General features: G+C 70.4%; 15 protein-coding genes. 4 read left to right on the forward strand and 11 right to left on the reverse strand.

Annotated features, from left to right (window positions below):
- Nucleotides 1–106: 106 nt before the first annotated feature.
- The 10 genes from ACIBQX_RS36215 to ACIBQX_RS36260 form a co-directional block, all read right to left on the reverse strand.
- A complete protein-coding gene (locus ACIBQX_RS36215) occupies nt 107–1,546 on the reverse strand; it encodes a dihydrolipoyl dehydrogenase family protein (protein ID WP_397012649.1) in 1,440 nt (479 codons plus the stop codon).
- A 1-nt stretch (nt 1,547) separates the two neighbouring features.
- Nucleotides 1,548–2,105 (reverse strand): hypothetical protein, encoded by a 558-nt coding sequence (locus ACIBQX_RS36220; RefSeq protein ID WP_397012651.1) that lies wholly within the window; start codon nt 2,103–2,105, stop codon nt 1,548–1,550.
- Nucleotides 2,106–2,240: 135 nt separating this feature from the next.
- A complete protein-coding gene (locus tag ACIBQX_RS36225; RefSeq protein ID WP_397012653.1) occupies nt 2,241–4,634 on the reverse strand; it encodes a hydantoinase B/oxoprolinase family protein in 2,394 nt (797 codons plus the stop codon).
- Nucleotides 4,635–4,645: 11 nt separating this feature from the next.
- Nucleotides 4,646–6,748, reverse strand: coding sequence for a hydantoinase/oxoprolinase family protein (locus tag ACIBQX_RS36230; RefSeq protein WP_397012655.1), 2,103 nt, complete (start codon nt 6,746–6,748; stop codon nt 4,646–4,648).
- Between the two features lie 19 nt (nt 6,749–6,767).
- Entirely contained in the window at nt 6,768–8,393 is a 1,626-nt protein-coding gene (locus tag ACIBQX_RS36235; RefSeq protein WP_397012657.1) for an FAD-dependent monooxygenase, read from the reverse strand.
- On the reverse strand, nt 8,390–9,127 hold the full coding sequence (locus ACIBQX_RS36240; RefSeq protein ID WP_397012659.1) for an alpha/beta fold hydrolase: 738 nt from the start codon (nt 9,125–9,127) through the stop codon (nt 8,390–8,392). Before ACIBQX_RS36240 ends, ACIBQX_RS36235 begins: the two co-directional genes overlap by 4 nt.
- Before the next feature lie 11 nt (nt 9,128–9,138).
- Complete coding sequence (locus tag ACIBQX_RS36245; protein ID WP_397012660.1) at nt 9,139–10,455, reverse strand: MFS transporter; 1,317 nt, start codon at nt 10,453–10,455, stop codon at nt 9,139–9,141.
- Nucleotides 10,456–10,661: 206 nt separating this feature from the next.
- Nucleotides 10,662–11,306 carry a TetR/AcrR family transcriptional regulator gene (locus ACIBQX_RS36250; protein ID WP_397012662.1) on the reverse strand — a complete coding sequence of 215 codons (645 nt, stop codon included), beginning with the start codon at nt 11,304–11,306 and terminating at the stop codon, nt 10,662–10,664.
- Nucleotides 11,307–11,390: 84 nt separating this feature from the next.
- The gene (locus ACIBQX_RS36255; RefSeq protein ID WP_397012664.1) at nt 11,391–11,819 is read right to left on the reverse strand and encodes an organic hydroperoxide resistance protein; all 429 of its coding nucleotides are present in this window, start codon (nt 11,817–11,819) and stop codon (nt 11,391–11,393) included.
- Nucleotides 11,820–11,933: 114 nt separating this feature from the next.
- Nucleotides 11,934–12,668, reverse strand: a complete 735-nt coding sequence (locus ACIBQX_RS36260; RefSeq protein ID WP_397012666.1) for an IclR family transcriptional regulator — start codon at nt 12,666–12,668, stop codon at nt 11,934–11,936.
- Nucleotides 12,669–12,800: 132 nt separating this feature from the next.
- Between ACIBQX_RS36260 and ACIBQX_RS36265 the strand changes: the two genes are divergently transcribed.
- The 3 genes from ACIBQX_RS36265 to dmpG are packed head-to-tail and all read left to right on the forward strand — an operon-like array spanning nt 12,801 to nt 15,582.
- Complete coding sequence (locus ACIBQX_RS36265) at nt 12,801–13,595, forward strand: 2-keto-4-pentenoate hydratase (RefSeq protein ID WP_397012668.1); 795 nt, start codon at nt 12,801–12,803, stop codon at nt 13,593–13,595.
- A complete protein-coding gene (locus ACIBQX_RS36270; RefSeq protein ID WP_397012670.1) occupies nt 13,595–14,539 on the forward strand; it encodes an acetaldehyde dehydrogenase (acetylating) in 945 nt (314 codons plus the stop codon). Before ACIBQX_RS36265 ends, ACIBQX_RS36270 begins: the two co-directional genes overlap by 1 nt.
- On the forward strand, nt 14,536–15,582 hold the full coding sequence (dmpG, locus tag ACIBQX_RS36275; protein ID WP_397012671.1) for a 4-hydroxy-2-oxovalerate aldolase: 1,047 nt from the start codon (nt 14,536–14,538) through the stop codon (nt 15,580–15,582). The genes ACIBQX_RS36270 and dmpG overlap by 4 nt, the downstream gene beginning before the upstream one ends.
- 64 nt (nt 15,583–15,646) lie before the next feature.
- Here dmpG and ACIBQX_RS36280 read toward each other — a convergent pair whose 3' ends face one another.
- Nucleotides 15,647–16,558, reverse strand: coding sequence for a dioxygenase (locus tag ACIBQX_RS36280; RefSeq protein ID WP_397012673.1), 912 nt, complete (start codon nt 16,556–16,558; stop codon nt 15,647–15,649).
- Nucleotides 16,559–16,697: 139 nt separating this feature from the next.
- On the opposite strand from ACIBQX_RS36280, the gene ACIBQX_RS36285 reads away from it, so the two are divergent.
- A complete protein-coding gene (locus ACIBQX_RS36285; protein ID WP_397012675.1) occupies nt 16,698–17,219 on the forward strand; it encodes a MarR family winged helix-turn-helix transcriptional regulator in 522 nt (173 codons plus the stop codon).
- Nucleotides 17,220–17,563: the final 344 nt, after the last annotated feature.

Raw genomic sequence — 17,563 nt, forward strand, 5'->3', positions numbered from 1 at the left:
TGACGCCCCATTCTGTGTATGTAACGCTCACTATACAGTGGTCGGCGGCGTTATCAAGGTCTTCGGATCAGGCCAGGGGCGCGAACGCGGACGCCCGCCGGACGCGTCAGCGGCCGTAGGCTTCAAGCAGCCGTAGCCAGACCTCGCTGACGGTTGGATAAGCCGGGACCGCGTGCCACAGCCGGTCCAGCGGAATCTCGCCGACCACGGCGATCGTCGCCGCGTGCAGCAGCTCCGCGACGTCCGGGCCCGCCAGCGTGAAGCCGACGATCACCTTCCGGTCCTCGTCGACGACCATCCGGGCGTCGCCCCGGTATCCCTCGGCATGCAGGACGGCGCCGGCGATGGCGCCCAGGTCGTGGTCGACGACCCGGATCCGCAGTCCGGCGGCCTCGGCGGCCGCGGCGGTCAGTCCCACCGAGGCGATCTCCGGCTCGGTGAAGACCACCTGTGGCACCGCGCGCTCGTCGGCCGTCGCCGCGTGCCGGCCCCACCGGCCGTCCTCGACCGCTTCGCCCTTCGCGCGCGCCACGATGACGTCCCCCACGGCACGAGCCTGGTACTTGCCCTGGTGAGTGAGCAGCACGCGCCGGTTCACGTCCCCGGCGGCATAGAGCCACCCGTCGCCGATCGGCGCGCCGTCCTCCCCGACGACCCGCATCGTGTCGTCGACCGTGAGCCAGGCGCCCGGCGTCAAGCCGACGTGGTCCAGGCCGATGTCCTGGGTGTTGGGTGTGCGGCCGATCGCGACGAGGAGTTCGTCGGCTTCGATCTGCCCGCCGTCGGTGAGTGTGACGTGTACGGTTCCGTCGTCGTCGCGCTTCACCGATCCGGCCTCCGCGCCGAGACGGACGGAGACACCGGCGTCGCGTAACGACTCGATGACCCGCTCGCCGGCGAACGGCTCCGCGAGTGGCAGCACACCGTCACGAGCCAGCATCGTCACCGAGGCGCCGAGAGCGGCGAACGCGGTGGCCATCTCCGACGCCACCACGCCACCGCCGATGATGGCGAGCCTGCGGGGAACCACGTTCGCGGCGACCGCCTCACGGCTCGTCCACGGGGCCGCCTCGCGCAGTCCGGGGAGGTCCGGGACCAGCGCGCCGCTTCCGGTCGCGATGACGACCGCGTGCCGCGCGGTCAGCGACGTCCTGACGGCGTTCTCACCGGTCACCTCGACGGTCCGGGCGGACGTGATCCGCCCTTGTCCGCGGAACAGCGGGATCCCCACCTGCTCCAGCCAGGCGACCTGCCCGTCGTCCTTCCAGTGCGAGGCGAAGGAGTCGCGACGGCTGAGGACGGCGGCCACGTCCAGGTCGCCGGTCACGGCCTCACGCGCGCCGGGCACCTGGCGGGCCGCCCGGAGCGCCGCCGCGCTCCGCAGCAACGCCTTGGTCGGCATGCAGGCCCAGTAGGAGCACTCGCCTCCGACCAGCTCCCGCTCGATGATGGCGGCGGTCAAACCGCCCTGTACCACCCTGTCGGCGACATTCTCCCCGACTGGGCCCGCGCCGATGACGATGACGTCGTACGTCGTGGTGTCCATGTCAGTTCCCCTTGGCGGCGCGGCCGAGGCGCAGCGCCGAGACGAGGAAGAAGACGCCGCCGAGGACGGCGTAGCCGGCGATGTTGGTCAGCATGGGATTCGGCGCGGCGGCCCCCAGGAAGAACGACCCCCCGGCCAGCACGGAGATGCCGCCACTGAGGATCATCGGCCACTGGCCGCCCATCTTGCGACGGCCGACACCCACGATCAGCTGGACGATCCCGGAAACGACCGCCCATACGCCCCACACCCGCAGGATCGCCGGCACACCGGAGGCGCCGGCGATGGCCAGGCCGACGGCGGCGAGAAGACTGACCGCGATGTTCACATACAGCCCGAGAGCCGATCCGGTGGCACGGGACGAGCGAGCGTCCACGACCGCCGCGGCGACGTCGAACAAGGGGTAAAGGACGACCAGGGCGATACCGAGCGGCCCGAGCCGCGACATGGTGACGACCAGCAAGGCCGCCCAGACGATGGCGAACGCGAACCGCACGAAGTACAGCCGACGCAGAGCCGGCGCGATCCCGCCGGCGGCGGGTGAGTCAACGGTGGTCACGATGATCCTCTCAGAAGTGAGGTGTACGGGACGTCGGTTTCCTCGATCAGACGAGACCGAACGTTCTATCTTGAGCAAGTATGGCAACGTTCAACCGAACCGTCAAGACAGAACGTTCTACCTATCGCGTCGGCGTCAGCTCCGGTAGTCGTCGGCAGGGAGAGGGTGGTCGACGGGGACGACGCGGGAGTGGACCGCGGTCAGGCAGCCGGGGCAGTACAGCTGCCGGAAGACGATCTCCGCGTCGACGTACTCGGACGGGTCGTGCCAGATGTGCGGTCCCGCTTCCGTCGGGGCTCCGTCGCGACGCGCCAGCGCCGCGACGAACGCACTGCCGGCGAGCGGCCCGATCCGGGTGCCGCAATGAAGACACACGACGGTCCCGCCATCCGGCGATTCCAGGACGGCGAGGTTGTCGTCGAGACGGCGCGCCCCATCGAGATCCAGCGCGTCGGGATCCAGCGCGTCGGGATCCAGCGCGTCGGGATCCAGCGTGCCGAGATCCAGCGCGTCGGGATCCAGCGTGCCGATCGGCTTGAGCGACGCCTCGGGCAGGCCGGCCCCGGCAGCGCGCCGGCGCCGCAGCTTCTCGCGGGTCTCGCCGGTCGCGGTCGCGTCCACGTCACCGTCCTCGCGGAGCACGACGCCGTAGACGTCCCTCGCGGCCGCCGCCGACACGCGGGCCTGCCGGACGTCTTCGCGCACGCTCCCGGCGGTACGCAGCAGGGGGTCGCCGTACCCGCCGCCCGCCTGCCAGTGCAGGTAGAGGGCGTCACCGGGGCCGAGATCCGACTCACCCTCGCAGGGCAGGACCTCGATGTCCCCGCCGAGTTCGCCCAGGTCGCCGGGGATGGCGGTCGCCTGGGCGAGCTGGGGATCGTTGACGCCGCGCACCACCAGGTCGAGCTGGGAGTTGCCCGGATGACCGCCGGCCAGTCCGACGTTCTGGTTCGCGACCTTGCCGGTCCCGGAGACGATCAGGGACATCGTTCCCTTCTGGTCCGGGTGCTGGACGTAGCAGACCGAGCCGCTCATCCCGCCCCGCTGCCGGCCGGGCCCGCCGGAGTCGATCTGCTCGCGGCGCCACAGGGCGACGAGAGGGTAGAGGTACTCGGTCATCTCGACATCCGGTGCCCGCGCGGAGGGGATGATGAGCCGGCCGCCGGTGTCGACGCCGTCGTGGTACACCTGAGCCCCGTAGCCACCGGCCATGACGTCGAACACCGGTGACACGAAGCCCTTGCTGCCGCCGCCGCGCACATCGACACCGGACACCACGCAAAGGTCGGTGGTGCCGTTGCAGATCGACTGCACGTCGCCGCGGTGGCTGGGTTCGGCGTCCAGCATCTTGGCGAGCACCTCGGCGACCAGGTTGCCCGATCCCCACGCCGGCCCGAACGGTCCCTTGCCGACCGCGGCCGGGAACGACGCGTTGGTGATGGTGTCCTCGTCGGTGATGATCTCGAAGCAGCGCATCAGCCCGCCCGCCGCCCACGGGATATCCCCGGCCAGCAGGGGCAGCATCGTGAAGACGATCCCGGCCCGCAGCCCCGGGTAGGGGCAGTTGATGATGCCGGTCTGCTCGGCGGTCCCGCGGAAGTCGAAGACGAGCCGGTCGGCCTCCTTGGTCATCGCGACCTTGATCGCGTGCAGGCCGCGGTCGCCGGTCTGCGACTGCTCCTGGTAGCCGACGGCGGTCCAGGTGCCGTCGGGCAGGTTCATGAGCTTGGCTCGCAGCCGGCGTTCGGCGTCGTCCATCATCCGGCGCATCACGACCTTGACGGTGTCGGCGCCGTACTTGGCGATGAGCCGGAGGATCTGCTCCGCCGCGTTCTTGTTGGCGGCGATCTTGGCCCGGAGGTCGAGCCCCACCAGGTGCGGGAGCCGCGAGCGCCGGACCCAGGCGTCGGCGACGTCGCGCTGCAGGACTCCCCCGCGAACGACCTTCATCGGCGGGGTCGGGACCGCCTCGCCGAACACGTCCTGCGCCGACGGGCTGAAGGAGCCCGGCCGCGGCCCGCCCAGGTCGATCTGGTGGGCGATGGCCGTCGTCCAGCCGAACAGCTTGCCCTCGTGGAAGATCGGCGCCAGGATCGCGGCGTCGTTCTGGTGCAGCCCGCCGCCGATCCACGGGTCGTTGCACAGGAACATGTCGCCCTCGGTGATGCCGGGATTGTCGCTGCGGTTGCGCAGCGTCCAGACGATGGCCAGGTCCATCGAGCCGATGAGGCCCACGTTGTAGGTGCCGACCTGGACCTGCTCACCGAGCTCGTCGCAGATGGAGAAGTTGAAGTCGTTGGACTCGGTGACGACGTGCGAGCCCGACATCCGCCGCAGCGTCTCCCCCATCTCCTGGGTGATCGCCCAGAGCCGGTGCCGGACGACCTCGTAGGTCAGGGCGTCGACCTGTTCCGCCTGCTCGTCGTCGACCTGGTGCAGCGGCAGGGCCGGCGAGATCTGCCGCAGCAGCTCCTCGCGGGGAAGGGGACGGCTGGTGAACTCGTCCGCCCCGGGAATCCTGGATGTCATGGGAACTGTCCTCACTGGTAGCTCAGCACGAGGTTGCCGAGGCGGTCGACGCGGCCGGTGACCCCGGCGGGGACCACGACGACCGTGGTCGGCACCTCGACGATCGCCGGTCCGGCGAGCTCGTGGCCCGCGCGCAGCCGGGCGTAGTCGTAGACGGGGGTCGGCACGAAGCCGATCTGCGAGTCGAGGCAGACGGAGCGTTCGCCGAGGAGGGCCGCCGCGGGGTCCGACCCGGCGGCCTTCGGGATGTCCGGCAGCACGACCGGGAAGCCGAGGCCCGCCTTGACCCGCACCCGGTAGGTGATCGCCTGCACGCCGGCCTCGCGGTATCCGGCACCGCTGCCGTTGATGCGCTCGTACTGCTCCTCGAAGCGTTCGAGGATCTCGTCACCGGTGCGCTCGGTGAACTTCTCGTCCGGCACGGCCGTCGCGAGCTCGGTGACCTGCATCGAATAGCGCAGGTCCACCTCGCGCTGCAGCGTCACGTCGTGGAACTTCACCTTCTGCCGGTCGAGCGCACGCTGCAGGTCGGCTTCGAGCCGGGCGAAGTGGGACTCGAGCACCGTGTGGTCGACCGGGAACGCGGACGGATCGGAGAGCTCCGCGCTCAGCACGACGTCCGAAGCCGCGAGCCCGTAGGCCGAGAAGGCGGACGCGACGGGACCGAGCGGCACGACGACCTCGCTCACGCCCAGGTCCTGGCAGTAGCCGGCGCAGTGGGCCGGTCCGGCACCGCCGAACGCGTAGGCGACGAAGTCGCGGGAGTCGTAGCCGGCCTGCACGACAGCGCGACGGAGAAGGTCTCCCGCCTGCGCGTTCTGCACCTCGTGGATGGCGATCGCGGCTTCCTCGACGGTGAGGCCGAGCGGCTCGGCCACGTGCTCGCGGATGGCTTCCCTCGCCAGGTCCAGGCGCAGCGGCTTGCGGCCGCCGAGCAGTCCGCGCTCGCTCAGGATGCCGAGGACCAGGTTGGCGTCGGTGTTCGTGGGCCGCGTGCCGCCGTTGCCGTAGCAGGCAGGGCCGGGGACGGCCTCGGCGCTCTGCGGGCCGAGCCGCAGGTTGCCGCCGGCGTCCACCGACGCGAGAGCCCCACCGCCGGAACCGATGGTGTGCACGCGGATCGTCGCGGCGTTGATCGGGAACTGGTTCACGATGGAACCCGCCGCCATGACCGGCTCCCCGTCGACGACCAGCCCCGCCAGGAACGTCGTGCCGCCGACGTCGGTGGTGATGACGTTGCGGTGCCCGAGCTGCTCGGCCAGGCGCATCCCGCCGATGACGCCGCCGGACAGGACGGACCCGACCGTGGTGATGGCGTGCTCCGGAGCCCGGTCGGCCGTGATGGTGCCGCCCTCGCTCTGCATGACCAGCAGGGGCCCCTTGAGCCCGCCCTCTTCCAGCTGTTTCTGCAGCGGGAGCAGGTAGGTGCGCAGCCGCGGCCCTATCTGGGCGTTCATGATCGTCGTGGAGGTCCGGGCGAACTCGCGGATGCGCGGGCTGACCTCCGAGGAGAGCGTGACGTACATGTCCGGCGCGATCTCGTGGATGAGCTCGCGGACGCGCCGCTCGTGGGCCCCGTTCTTGAACGACCACAGCAGGCAGACGGCGATGGCCTCGACCCCCTGCTCCACGAGGGACCGCGTGACTCGGCGGACCTCGTCCTCGTCCAGGGGGACCAGAACCTTCCCGGCGTAGTCGACGCGCTCGGTCACTTCGAGCGCCCGGTACTTCGGGATCAGCGGCGCGGGCTTGCGTTGCCGGAGCGTGTCCTGGATCTCGTGGGCCGACCGGCCGAGGGTGCGGCCCTCGGCGTTCATGATGTAGATCGAGTCCCGGTGACCCTTGGTGGCGATCAGCCCGACATCGGCCACCTCCCCCTGGACCAGGGCGTTGATCGACGCGGTCGTGCCGTGAGCGATGTAGTCGGTCTGCGAGAGCAGCTCGCCGACGCCGATGCCCAGCGCCTCCGCGAGCTCCTCGATCGCGCGCATGACGCCGACCTCGCGGTTCGGCGGGGTCGTCGGCGTCTTGGCCGACACGATGCGGCCGGCCCCGTCGGAGGCGACGGCGTCGGTGAACGTGCCGCCCACATCGATGCCCAGTGCGTATGGCATGTGGTTCTCCTGGTGTTCTTTACCGCTGGCGGGCGGGGACGCGCCCGGTGACTGTGTGCAGGAGCTCGTGGGGGCGAGCGTCCGATCCGCCCATCCAGGCGACGTGCTGGTCCGGGCGTACGAGCAGGAGCGCCGCCGGATAGCGGTCGGTGTGGTTCGCCGGCAGGTCGACCACGACGAGGGGGATCCCGAGCTCACGAGCCGCCACGCCCCAGGGCGTCACGCTGACGTCCGGGTCGGTCCGCACCAGGGTGAAGTCGGGTCCGAGCACGTCGAACACCGAGCGGCCGTCCGCCAGCCAGACGTGGGGCAGCCGGAAACCGGCCTGCGCCCGGTCCCGGTAACCGCCCATGGTGATGGCGGCCTGGTCCTCTCCGCCGACGACGAGGGGGGAGCCCGCGTAGTGGTAGCCGAAGCTGAAGCCGTCGGGTGAGTACCGGTGCGGCTCCGTGACCGCGAGCCGCCCGGCGAGCTCGGCGCGAGCCCGCTCACCGGCCGGGCCGGACAGGTGGATGTCCGGCGAGACGTCCGCGAGGGACTTGCCCGCGGCCGATCCCACCGCCTGGGCGAACTGCTCCCCCACCGGCTTGCGCTCCCGTTCGTACGCGGTCAGCAGGTCCGGTGGCGCCCAGCCGTGGCAGACCGCCGCGAGCATCCAGGCCAGCGTCGCCGCGTCCTGGATGCCGGCGTTCATGCCGAACCCCCCGACGGGGATCCAGATGTGGGCGGCGTCTCCGGCCAGGAACACCCGGCCGTCGTGGTAGCGCTGGGCGACCAGCCGGCGGCCGGTCCAGCGCACCACGCCGAGCACCTCGTGCTCGACGGGGCCGCCCACGGCTTCGCGCAGGAGCTGTTCGGGATCCTCGCCCTCGGTGTCGTGGCCGGGCGCGAAGGCGACGTGGTTGAGCCACAACGAGTCCCCGTCGATGGCGATCAACGAGGCGAGCCGGCGGCCGTAGGTCCAGTACGTCCAGGCCCGGTCCCGTGCGGCCAGCCGCCCGAGCTCGGGTGAGCGGACGAAGGTCGACACGAACCGCTGGATCGCGTCGACGCCTTCGTAGCGGATGCCCAGCTGCCGGCGGACGGCGCTGTGGGCCCCGTCGCAACCGACGACGTAGGCGCAGTGAAGGGTGCGACGGGCGCCCTCGGTCTCCACGACCGCCTCGACATGGTCCTCGTGCTGCCGCAACTCCACCAGCCGGGTGCCGCGTTCGAGGGTCAGCCCGGGGAGCCTGTTCGCGTGCCGCTCCAGGATGGGTTCCAGGAACAGCTGCGAGATCCGGTGCTGCGGCTCCGGCGTGGGCCAGCCGTCCCTGCCGACACCGGCCAGCACGTCGCCCGCCGAGGGCAGGTCGATGCGGAAGATCTCCTCGCCCCGCAGGGTCGTCCGGTACTGGATCGAGGTGGGGTGGTCCTCGGGCAGGCCGGCCCGCCGGATGTCGTCGGCGAGCCCGAGCCGTCGGAAGATCTCCATCGACCGGGCGGAGGTGGTGTTGCACCGGGGATTGACGCCTCGCTCTTCGGTCGCCTCCACGACATGGCACGCCACCCCCCGCCGGGCGAGGTCGATGGCGAGGGTCAGGCCGGTGGGGCCGGCGCCGACGACCAGGACGCCGACTCGGTCCTCGCTGGTTTGCTGTGTCATGCGTTCAGGAACTCCCCTACCAGGCGGCGGAACTCGTCCGGCCGATCGACGTGGATCCAGTGCCCGGCCCCCGCCACCACCTGCAGGCGGCCGTGGGGCAGGGCCTCGGCGAGCCGCTCGGAGACCTCGACCGGTGAGACCCGATCGCGCTCCCCGTGCAGGGCGAGGACCGGATTGACGATCTCGGTCGGATCGACGGGGGGCGGCCCGTCGACGACGTGGGCGAACATCGATCGGAAGGCCTCCTCGGCGCCGGGCCGCAGGGCCCGCTCCAGCCGGACACCGGCCAGGTCGTCGAGGAGCTCACGGTGGACGCTCTCGTCGGCGACCAGACGACCCAGAGTGGCGCGCATCGACTCCTCCGTCGGCTCGTCGTAGAAGGGAACGGCACCAGGCGGCGGTCCGGTGCCCGCGCCGCCCATGAGAACGGCGCGCCCGATCCGGTCAGGTGCCATGGCCAGGAGCGCCAGCGCCGCGGCACCGCCCGCGGCCGAGTTTCCGACGAGGTGCGCGCGTCCCAGGCCGTGGCGATCGAGCACGGTGAGGATCTGCCGGGCACGGGCGTGCGCCCAGGCTAGCGGCCCCGTGAGGCCGGCCGTCCCCGCGCCGGTGATCCGCGTGCCGAAGCCGAGCAGGTCAGGAGCGAGGCAGCGGAACTCAGCCGCGAGTCCGGAGCGCACCGCCGCCCAGTTGCTCGCGGCGTCCACGCCCGGCCCGCCACCGTGAAGCAGCACGAGAGCGGGCTTCATGCTTCGGCCGCCGCGCCTTCGACGGCTCTGGGCTCGGTCGAAGAGCTCCGGGACGCCCGCCCGAACCGGACGAGGAGGATCAACGCGGCACCGCCGATCACGCCCGGTATCGCGAAGACCAGGAACATCGACCCCGGGGCCCAGCCGGCTTGCAGCAGGAAGCCGGCGAGCAGCGGTGCCAGCACGGCACCGAGCCTGCTCACGGCCACAGCCAGGCCGAGAGCCGTCGCGCGGGCTTCGGCCGGATACATGCTCGGCACGATGACGTTGATCCCGGCTACCGTGCCGTTGAGGAACAGTCCGACGAGCACCGCCACGACCAGTGCGCCGGCCAGCATGCCGAGCGACACGGAGAAGAGGATGAGCATGAGGGCGCCGAGGAAGAAATAGGCCGCGGTCAGCCGCCGCGGTTCGATCCGCGACGCCAGGACACCCAGCAAGGCCGCGCCCGTGACACCGCCGAGGCTCAGCAGAACCCCACCGCTGATGCCCTGCTGGTTGGACATGCCCGCCTGCAGCAGCAGGCTGGGCGTCCACGAACTCGCGAAGTAGAACATCAGCTGCGCCGCGGTGAACGCCACCCAGACCAGCACCGTCCGGACGGCGTTGCTCCCGCGGAGTATCGAATCGAATGCCACCTTGCGCGACGTCGACGCCGACGCGGGCAGGTCCTCGACGGGGGCGCGGCCCATCGAGACGAGAATCCGGTTGAACCTGTCCAGCGCCTGAGGGGGGCGGCGGGCGACGAGGTAGTCCATCGATTCGGGCAGGAAGCGCAGTCCGACGGCGAACAGGATCGCCGTGGCGATGCAGCCGAACACGAAGACCGACCGCCAGCCGAACGAGCCCAGCAGGAGGCTGGAGGCGATGCCGGCGATGACAGAGCCCAGGCCGTAACCGGTGGTGATCAGCGCGACGACGAGCCCCCGGCGCCGGTTGTTCGCGTACTCGGAGGTGAGCACCGGCAAGCTGGCCGCCATCGCCCCCACCGCCGCGCCCGTCACCAGCCGGCAGGCGAGAAGCTGGCCGAAGTCCTGCGAAACGGCCGCGGCGAGCATGCCCAGCGCGGCCAGGGCGAGACAGCCGAGACTGAGCCGGCGGCGCCCGACGCGGTCGGCGAGTGGAGCCAGGAAGAGCGCGCCGATGGCCATGCCGGCCAGTCCGCCGCTGAGCAGCACTCCCACCCCGGACGGGGACAGGCTCCATTCGCGGGTGATCGCCGGCCCGACGAACGAGGTGACCAGGAGGTCGAACCCGTCGATCAGGTTGATCAGAAGGCACAGGGCGACCGCCCTGATCTGGGCGCGACTCATGGGTGAGTTCTTGACCTGCTCGAGAACATTCAAGGGAAACCTCGCTTCGTTGCGACGATCGGTCAGGCCCCCGAGAGAGCCCCGAACCGGCGCGGGGCGCGCGCCGAGTACTGGGCGCTCCATGCTTTGTATGTAGCGTTCACTCTATAGATGTCGAGACGTGTTGGCTACAGCCAAGATGCGGACTGCGAAGCGGCGACCCGCCTTCAGCGTTTCGGCTCTCCCACGATGCCGCGGTGCTCCGCCAGGCCACAGATCATGGAGACGAACGGGCGGACCTGCGAGCTGTAGGACATGTCGTCGAAGCTCTCGGCCACCGAAAGGCCGTCGGTCAAAGCTCGCCCGAGGACGGCCAGCCGCTCGACGAGAGCTTTGTCGTCCTCGCCGCCGTCCGGCGCGAAGATCGGGGTGAGCGCGTCCACCCAGGACGCGTGGGCGTAGTCGCGGATGCGACGCACGGTCTGCCGGACCGCCTCGGAATCCTTCTGCGGGCCGACACTGATGGCGACCAGAAGGCGAAGATAGTCGGGCCGCCGGTCGAGGGCGCTGCACGCCGCCGAGAACCACGCCTCAAGCCGCTCGAGCGGCGCCAGGTCGTCGAACGAGGACGGATTGGGGAACAAGGCGTGCAGCTCCTCGAAGGTGCGCTCAAGGAGCGCCGCCAGGATGCCGAGCTTGTTTCCGAAATGGTAGTAGATCGAGCTGGGCGGCAGCCCGGACTGCGTGCACAGGTCCGAGATGGCCATGCCGTCGTACCCTTTTTCGCCGATGAGGGTGCGAGCCACGTTCAGGATGACCTCACGGCTGGTCAAGCCGGCAGCTGTCGGCGTGGAGCCGGAATCCCTCACCATGCGGCCATGATAGGTCAGTCCCGGCGCCGCATGATCCTGTCGCGGCGGTCGGGCCGATGGTTCACATCAGCCCGATCACCGGCATCAGGCGACGGTCGCGTCAACGGTCACCGGAACGTTGCCGCGGGTGGCGTTGGAGTACGGGCAGATCGCGTGGGCCGCTTCGACGAGCTCGTCGGCCACCGCCTGCTCCACGCCGGACAGTTCGACATGCAGTGCGGCGCCGAGGCTGAACCCGCCTTCCGGCGTCGAGTACACCTGCACCTCGGCGACGACCGCGGAGTCGGCGATCGGGGTTTTCCGCTGTGCCGCGACGGCCTTGAGCGCCGAGTGGAAGCACGACGCCCATCCCGCCGCGAACAGCTGCTCCGGGTTGGTCGCACCGCCGGGACCACCCATCTCTTTCGGGATCGCCAGGGAGATGTCGAGCACGCCGTCGTCGGTTCGCGCCTGCCCTCCCGCCCTGCCGTCGCCGGTGGAGGTGGCAATGCCGATATAAAGCGGTTTGCTCATGATGACGCGTTTTCCTTTCGTGGCGCTCAATTAGACAGAACGTTCTACCTCCATCGTGGCCCTTGGCCGTACCCTTGTCAAGACCGAACGTTCTATCCCATGATGAGAGCCTGATCAGCGTCTCGGCTCAGCGGGCTGACGCAGCGTCCGTGACAGGCCGAGCGCCGCCGTTCGCACGGCCGGGGCGAGATGAGCCGGCCGGAACTGCTCGCGAGGTACCGCCACGGACAGCGCCGCGACGGCGGTCCCACCGGCGAACACCGGTGCGGCGATGCAGCTCGCGCCAAGCGCCGCTTCCTGTTCTTCGTAGGCGAGCCCGGATACTTGAGCCTGTTCCAGCGCCGTTCGCAGGCGCAGCGGGTCGGTGATCGAGAACCTGGTGAGCCGCGGCAGCGGATCGGCGAGGATCTCGTCCGCCAGCTCGGGCGCCGAGAACGCGAGAAGTGCCTTCCCGATCGCCGTGCAGGTGAGCGGCAGCCTGCCCCCGATCCGGGACGGCAGGAGCACGGCGTCATGGCCATGGATGCGCTCCAGGTACACGACGTCGCGATCGTCGCGGATGCCGAGGTGGACCGTGTGACGGGTGCTTTCGAACAGATCCTGCAGGAAGGGCAGGGCGGCCTCGCGCAGGTCCTGGCGGCGGGGCACCAGCGATCCCAGCTCGAACAGGGTGCCGCCCAGCCGGTATCGGTCCCCTTCGCGCTCCAGCAGGCCGAGGCGGACGAGGTCACCGACGAGCCGGAAGGTCGTGGTCTTGCTCAGTCCGGCTCTGGACGCGAGTTCCGTCAGCCGGAACGATCCGCCGTCCGGCCGGTAGGAATCGAGGATGAGCACCACTTTGTCGAGCATGTTCCCACCCTGGCTGTTCTGCTGCACGGAACAGACTTTGGCATACCTCGCACTACCCGCCTATACCTGGGGCCACAGTCCCAGCTCCGGAGGTCCACAGATGCCCTCGATCCGCCTTCGTGGGGAGTCACGATGAGCACCGACGTCCAGAAGGCCGCGGAGCTGCTCGCGGCCGCCGCCGGCACCGCCACACCGTGCCCGCCGATCCGCGATCTCTTCGCCGACGGCGACCTCGACGCCGCTTACGAGGTCCAACGGCTCAACACCGAGCGAATGCTCGCCGCGGGGCGCCGCCTCATCGGGCGGAAGATCGGCCTGACGTCGGCAGCCGTGCAGCGGCAACTGGGCGTCGACCAGCCCGACTTCGGGGCGCTGCTCTCCGACATGGCCCTGGGCAACGGGGAAACGGTGCCGGCCGGGCGGCTCCTGCAGCCGAAGGTCGAAGCGGAGATCGCCCTCATTCTGGGCACCGACCTGACCAGTCCCGACTGCACCACGGCGGACGTGCGCGCGGCGACGGCGTACGTGTGCCCCGCCCTGGAGATCGTGGACAGCCGGATCGCCGATTGGGACATCACGATCGTCGACACCGTCGCCGACAACGCGTCATCGGGCCTGTTCGTCCTCGGCGACACCCGGGTGCCCATCGACGACCTCGAGCCCGCCGACGTCGGGATGCGGCTGTACCGGGGCGGCGAACTCGTCTCGGAAGGCAGCGGCCGCGACTGCCTCGGCGACCCGCTCAACGCCGCGGCCTGGCTCGCCTCGACGCTCGCGCGCCGGGGGGATCCGCTGCGCGCCGGCGACATCGTCCTGACCGGGGCGCTGGGCCCGATGGTTCCCGCCTCGCCCGGCGACGTCTTCTCCGCCCGGATCTCGGATCTGGGATCCGTTCGGATCAGCTTCGCGCCAGAAGGGGACACGTGATGAGCGGCCGTACCAGAGTGGCGATCATCGGCTCGGGCAACATCGGCACCGACCTGATGATCAAGCTTCTGCGCCTGTCGGATCGGCTCGAAGTCGCCGCCATGGCCGGCATCGACCCCGGCTCCGACGGGCTCGCCCGGGCCCGTCGGCTCAAGGTCGCCACGACGCACGAGGGCGTCGACGGCCTCGTGGGGCTGGACGAGTTCGCCGACGTCCAGTATGTCTTCGACGCGACCTCGGCGGGCGCGCACCGGCGTCACGACGAGGTCCTGCGCGCCCAGGGCCGCACGGTCGTCGATCTCACGCCCGCTGCGCTCGGGCCGTACGTCGTTCCGCCGGTCAACCTCGATGAACACCTCGACGCCCCCAACGTCAACATGGTCACCTGCGGCGGGCAGGCCACCATCCCGATCGTGGCCGCGGTGGGCGCGGTGACCCCGGTGCACTACGGCGAGATCATCGCGTCGATCTCCTCGCGCTCGGCGGGCCCGGGCACCCGGGCCAACATCGACGAGTTCACCGAGACCACGGCATCCGCCATCGAGAAGGTCGGCGGCGCCGCGCGCGGCAAGGCCATCATCGTCCTCAATCCCGCCGAGCCCCCGCTGATCATGCGCGACACCGTCCACTGCCTCGTGTCCGGCGCCGACACCGAGTCCATCACCGACTCGATCGAGTCGATGGTCGGTCGCGTGCAGGCCTATGTCCCCGGCTACCGGCTCAAGCAGAAGGTGCAGTACGAAACCGTCGCCGTCGACGACCCCCTGCACGGGCTGATCCCGGCGGACGCACCCGGCGACGCGGTCAAGGTGTCGGTGTTCCTGGAGGTCGAAGGGGCCGCCCACTACCTGCCCGCGTACGCCGGAAATCTCGACATCATGACCTCAGCGGCATTGCGGACCGCCGAACGCATCGCCGCCCACCGCCAGGAGGCCGGCCGATGACCGATCTGTACGTCCAGGACGTCACCCTGCGGGACGGCATGCACGCCATCCGGCACCGCTACACCGTCGAGCAAGCGCGGTCGATCGCCGGTGCGCTGGACGAGGCAGGGGTGTCCGCGATCGAGATCGCCCACGGAGACGGGCTGTCCGGCTCCAGCATCAACTACGGGGTCGGCGCGCACACCGACTGGGAGTGGATCGAGGCGGTCTGCGACGTCACCCGGCGCGCCATCCCGACCACCCTGCTCCTGCCCGGCATCGGCACGCTACGCGATCTGCGGGAGGCGCACCGGCTCGGCATCCGCTCGGTCCGCGTCGCCACGCACTGCACCGAGGCCGACATCTCCGCACAGCACATCGGCGCGGCACGCGAGCTGGGCATGGACGTCGCCGGGTTCCTGATGATGTCCCACCTGGCCGAGCCGGCCGAACTCGCCGGACAGGCCAAGCTCATGGAGTCCTACGGCGCCCGATGCGTCTACGTGACCGACTCCGGCGGACGGCTCACCATGGACGGCGTTCGTGACCGGATCCGCGCCTACCGGGACGTCCTGCGACCGGAGACCCAGATCGGCATCCACGCCCACCACAACCTCGGGCTGGGCGTCGCCAACAGCGTGGTCGCGGTGGAGAACGGCGTGGTCCGGGTCGACGCCTCCCTGGCCGGGCAGGGTGCCGGAGCCGGCAACTGCCCCCTTGAGGCCTTCATCGCCGTGGCCGACCTGATGGGCTGGGACCACGGCTGCGAGTTGTTCCCCCTGATGGACGCCGCCGACGACCTCGTGCGCCCGCTGCGGGACCGCGAGGTCCGGGTCGACCGCGAGACCCTGAGCCTCGGCTACGCGGGCGTTTACTCGAGCTTCCTCCGTCACGCCGAGGCCGCCGCGACGCGCTACGGCCTGGACACCCGCGCGATCCTCGTCGAGGTCGGCCGGCGCGGCATGGTCGGCGGCCAGGAAGACATGATCACCGACATCGCCCTCGACCTCGCCGCGTCCACCCGTACCGCGCCAGAAACGCCATCGGCTCCCGGATCTCCTTGATCACGAAGCGGTACGGGCGACCTCTCCTCGTGTCGAACCCCGTCCGGCCGGACGGGGTTCGTGCTCAAGCCGCCTGGAAGGAACGCCGGGAGAGACCAACGCCGTAGCCGTCGAGCGTGGTCAGCACCGGCGCGGTGGGGTCGGTGGCCGCGCCGAGCGTCACGAACAGCGGGGTGAAGTGTTCCACGGTCGGATGCGCGTAGGGCATCCCCGGGGCGGCGGTGCGGAAGCGGGCGAGCTCGGCCACGTCGCCGCGGGCCAGCGCGTCGGCGGCCCAGGCGTCGAAGTCGGCCGACCAGCCGGGCACCTTGTTCTCCTCGAACATCTCCCTGGTCAGGAACGGCAGGCCGTGGGTCATGTGACCGGACCCCACCACCAGCACGCCGGCCGCCCGCAGCGGCCGCAACCGCTCGCCGATGGCCAGCAGCCGGTCGGGATCCTCGGTGGGCAGGCTCAGCTGCAGCACCGGAACGTCGGCCGCCGGGTACATGATCTTCAGGGGCACCCAGGCGCCGTGATCGAGGCCACGGCCGGCGTGCCGGTGCACGTGCTCGGAGTCCGGCATGAGCCCCACCACCTGCCGCGCCAGCTCACCGGCGTCAGGGGTGTCGTAACGGAAGGTGTGGTAGAGCGGGTCGAAGCCACCGAAGTCGTACACCAGCTCGTCGGGCCGATCGGCGCTCACCGACAGCGGCGCGGACTCCCAGTGCGCGGAGACGACCAGGATCGCCTTCGGCTTGGGCAGGGCGCGGGCCCAGTCGTGCAGCGGGGTGAGCCATTCGGGGCTCTGGAAGGGCAGGGGGCCGCCGCCATGGGACAGGTAGAGGCTGGGCAGCGGCCCGTCCTGTGGCGTCCACGACCGGTGCGGGTCGGCGACCTCGAGAGCGGCGGTCCGCCGCAGGTGCGCGGCGAAGGGGTGCGCGGCCGGGATGCGGGCGTCGGCGACGGCGGTCGGCGAGGCGTCAGGCGAGGTCATGCTGGCTCCTTGGTGCCGGTGATGCTTCGGTGTGCCATGACGGCGGTGCTGCTTGCGTAGGGGAAGATTGGTTGTCGCGACAAGTAATACTGTGCACAGCAAACTTGTCGCGACAACCATTCCCGATGAGGACGTGACCGTGGATACTCCCTGGCTCGACCCGCCGCAGCTACGCGCCTGGATCCGCCTCCGCGCGGTGCTCGCGCTTCTCCCGGGCGTGCTCGATGCCCAGCTGCGCCACGACGCCGACATGACGGAGTTCGAGTACTACGTGATGGCGACGCTCTCCGAGACGCCCGGCCGGACGCTGCGCATGACCGAGCTGTCCTGGCAGACCAACGCCACGCTGCCTCGACTCTCCCACGTGGTGACGCGCCTGCAGGGACGGGGCCTGGTGGAGCGCCTCTCCTGCCCGGAGAACCGCCGCGCGACCAATGTCCGGCTCACGGACGACGGCTGGGAAAAGGTACGGCGGACCGCACCGGGTCACGTGGCGACCGTCCACCACCATGTCATCGACGCTCTCACCGGCGAGCAGGTCGAGCAGCTGGCCGCCATCAGCGACGCCATCCTGGCCAGGCTGGATCCGTCGGGAACGATGGCCGCCACCTACACCCGCTATGACGGAACCCCCGAGTCGCAGCCACCGGCCGATGGATGACCGCGGCGAACTCGCACAGCGCCCAGAAAAGCGCTGGTCCAGGGAGGCGCACCACGAGGCGACGACCGTTTCGCGCACGCCACGACCACCCCGGGGGTGCCGTCGACGCCGGTAGCCGGACCATGAAGATCCCCGCACGGACCGCCTACCGCGGCCGTCGTAGGGCTCGGGATTTACGCGGGGTGGCCCTTGACGCCACGTTACCCGCAGTAGAGCATGTGCAACAACTATCAAACGCTTTGTCCGATAATTGGACAACCAGCGCTTGATTCCCAACGCACAACAGGACTCTCCCTGTTCGACAGCCGTTCGGTGGTGCCGATGAGCGCGGACGCGGCACCGTC

The sequence above is a fragment of the Nonomuraea sp. NPDC049714 genome (assembly GCF_044465295.1).
In the GTDB taxonomy this organism is placed as follows: domain Bacteria; phylum Actinomycetota; class Actinomycetes; order Streptosporangiales; family Streptosporangiaceae; genus Nonomuraea.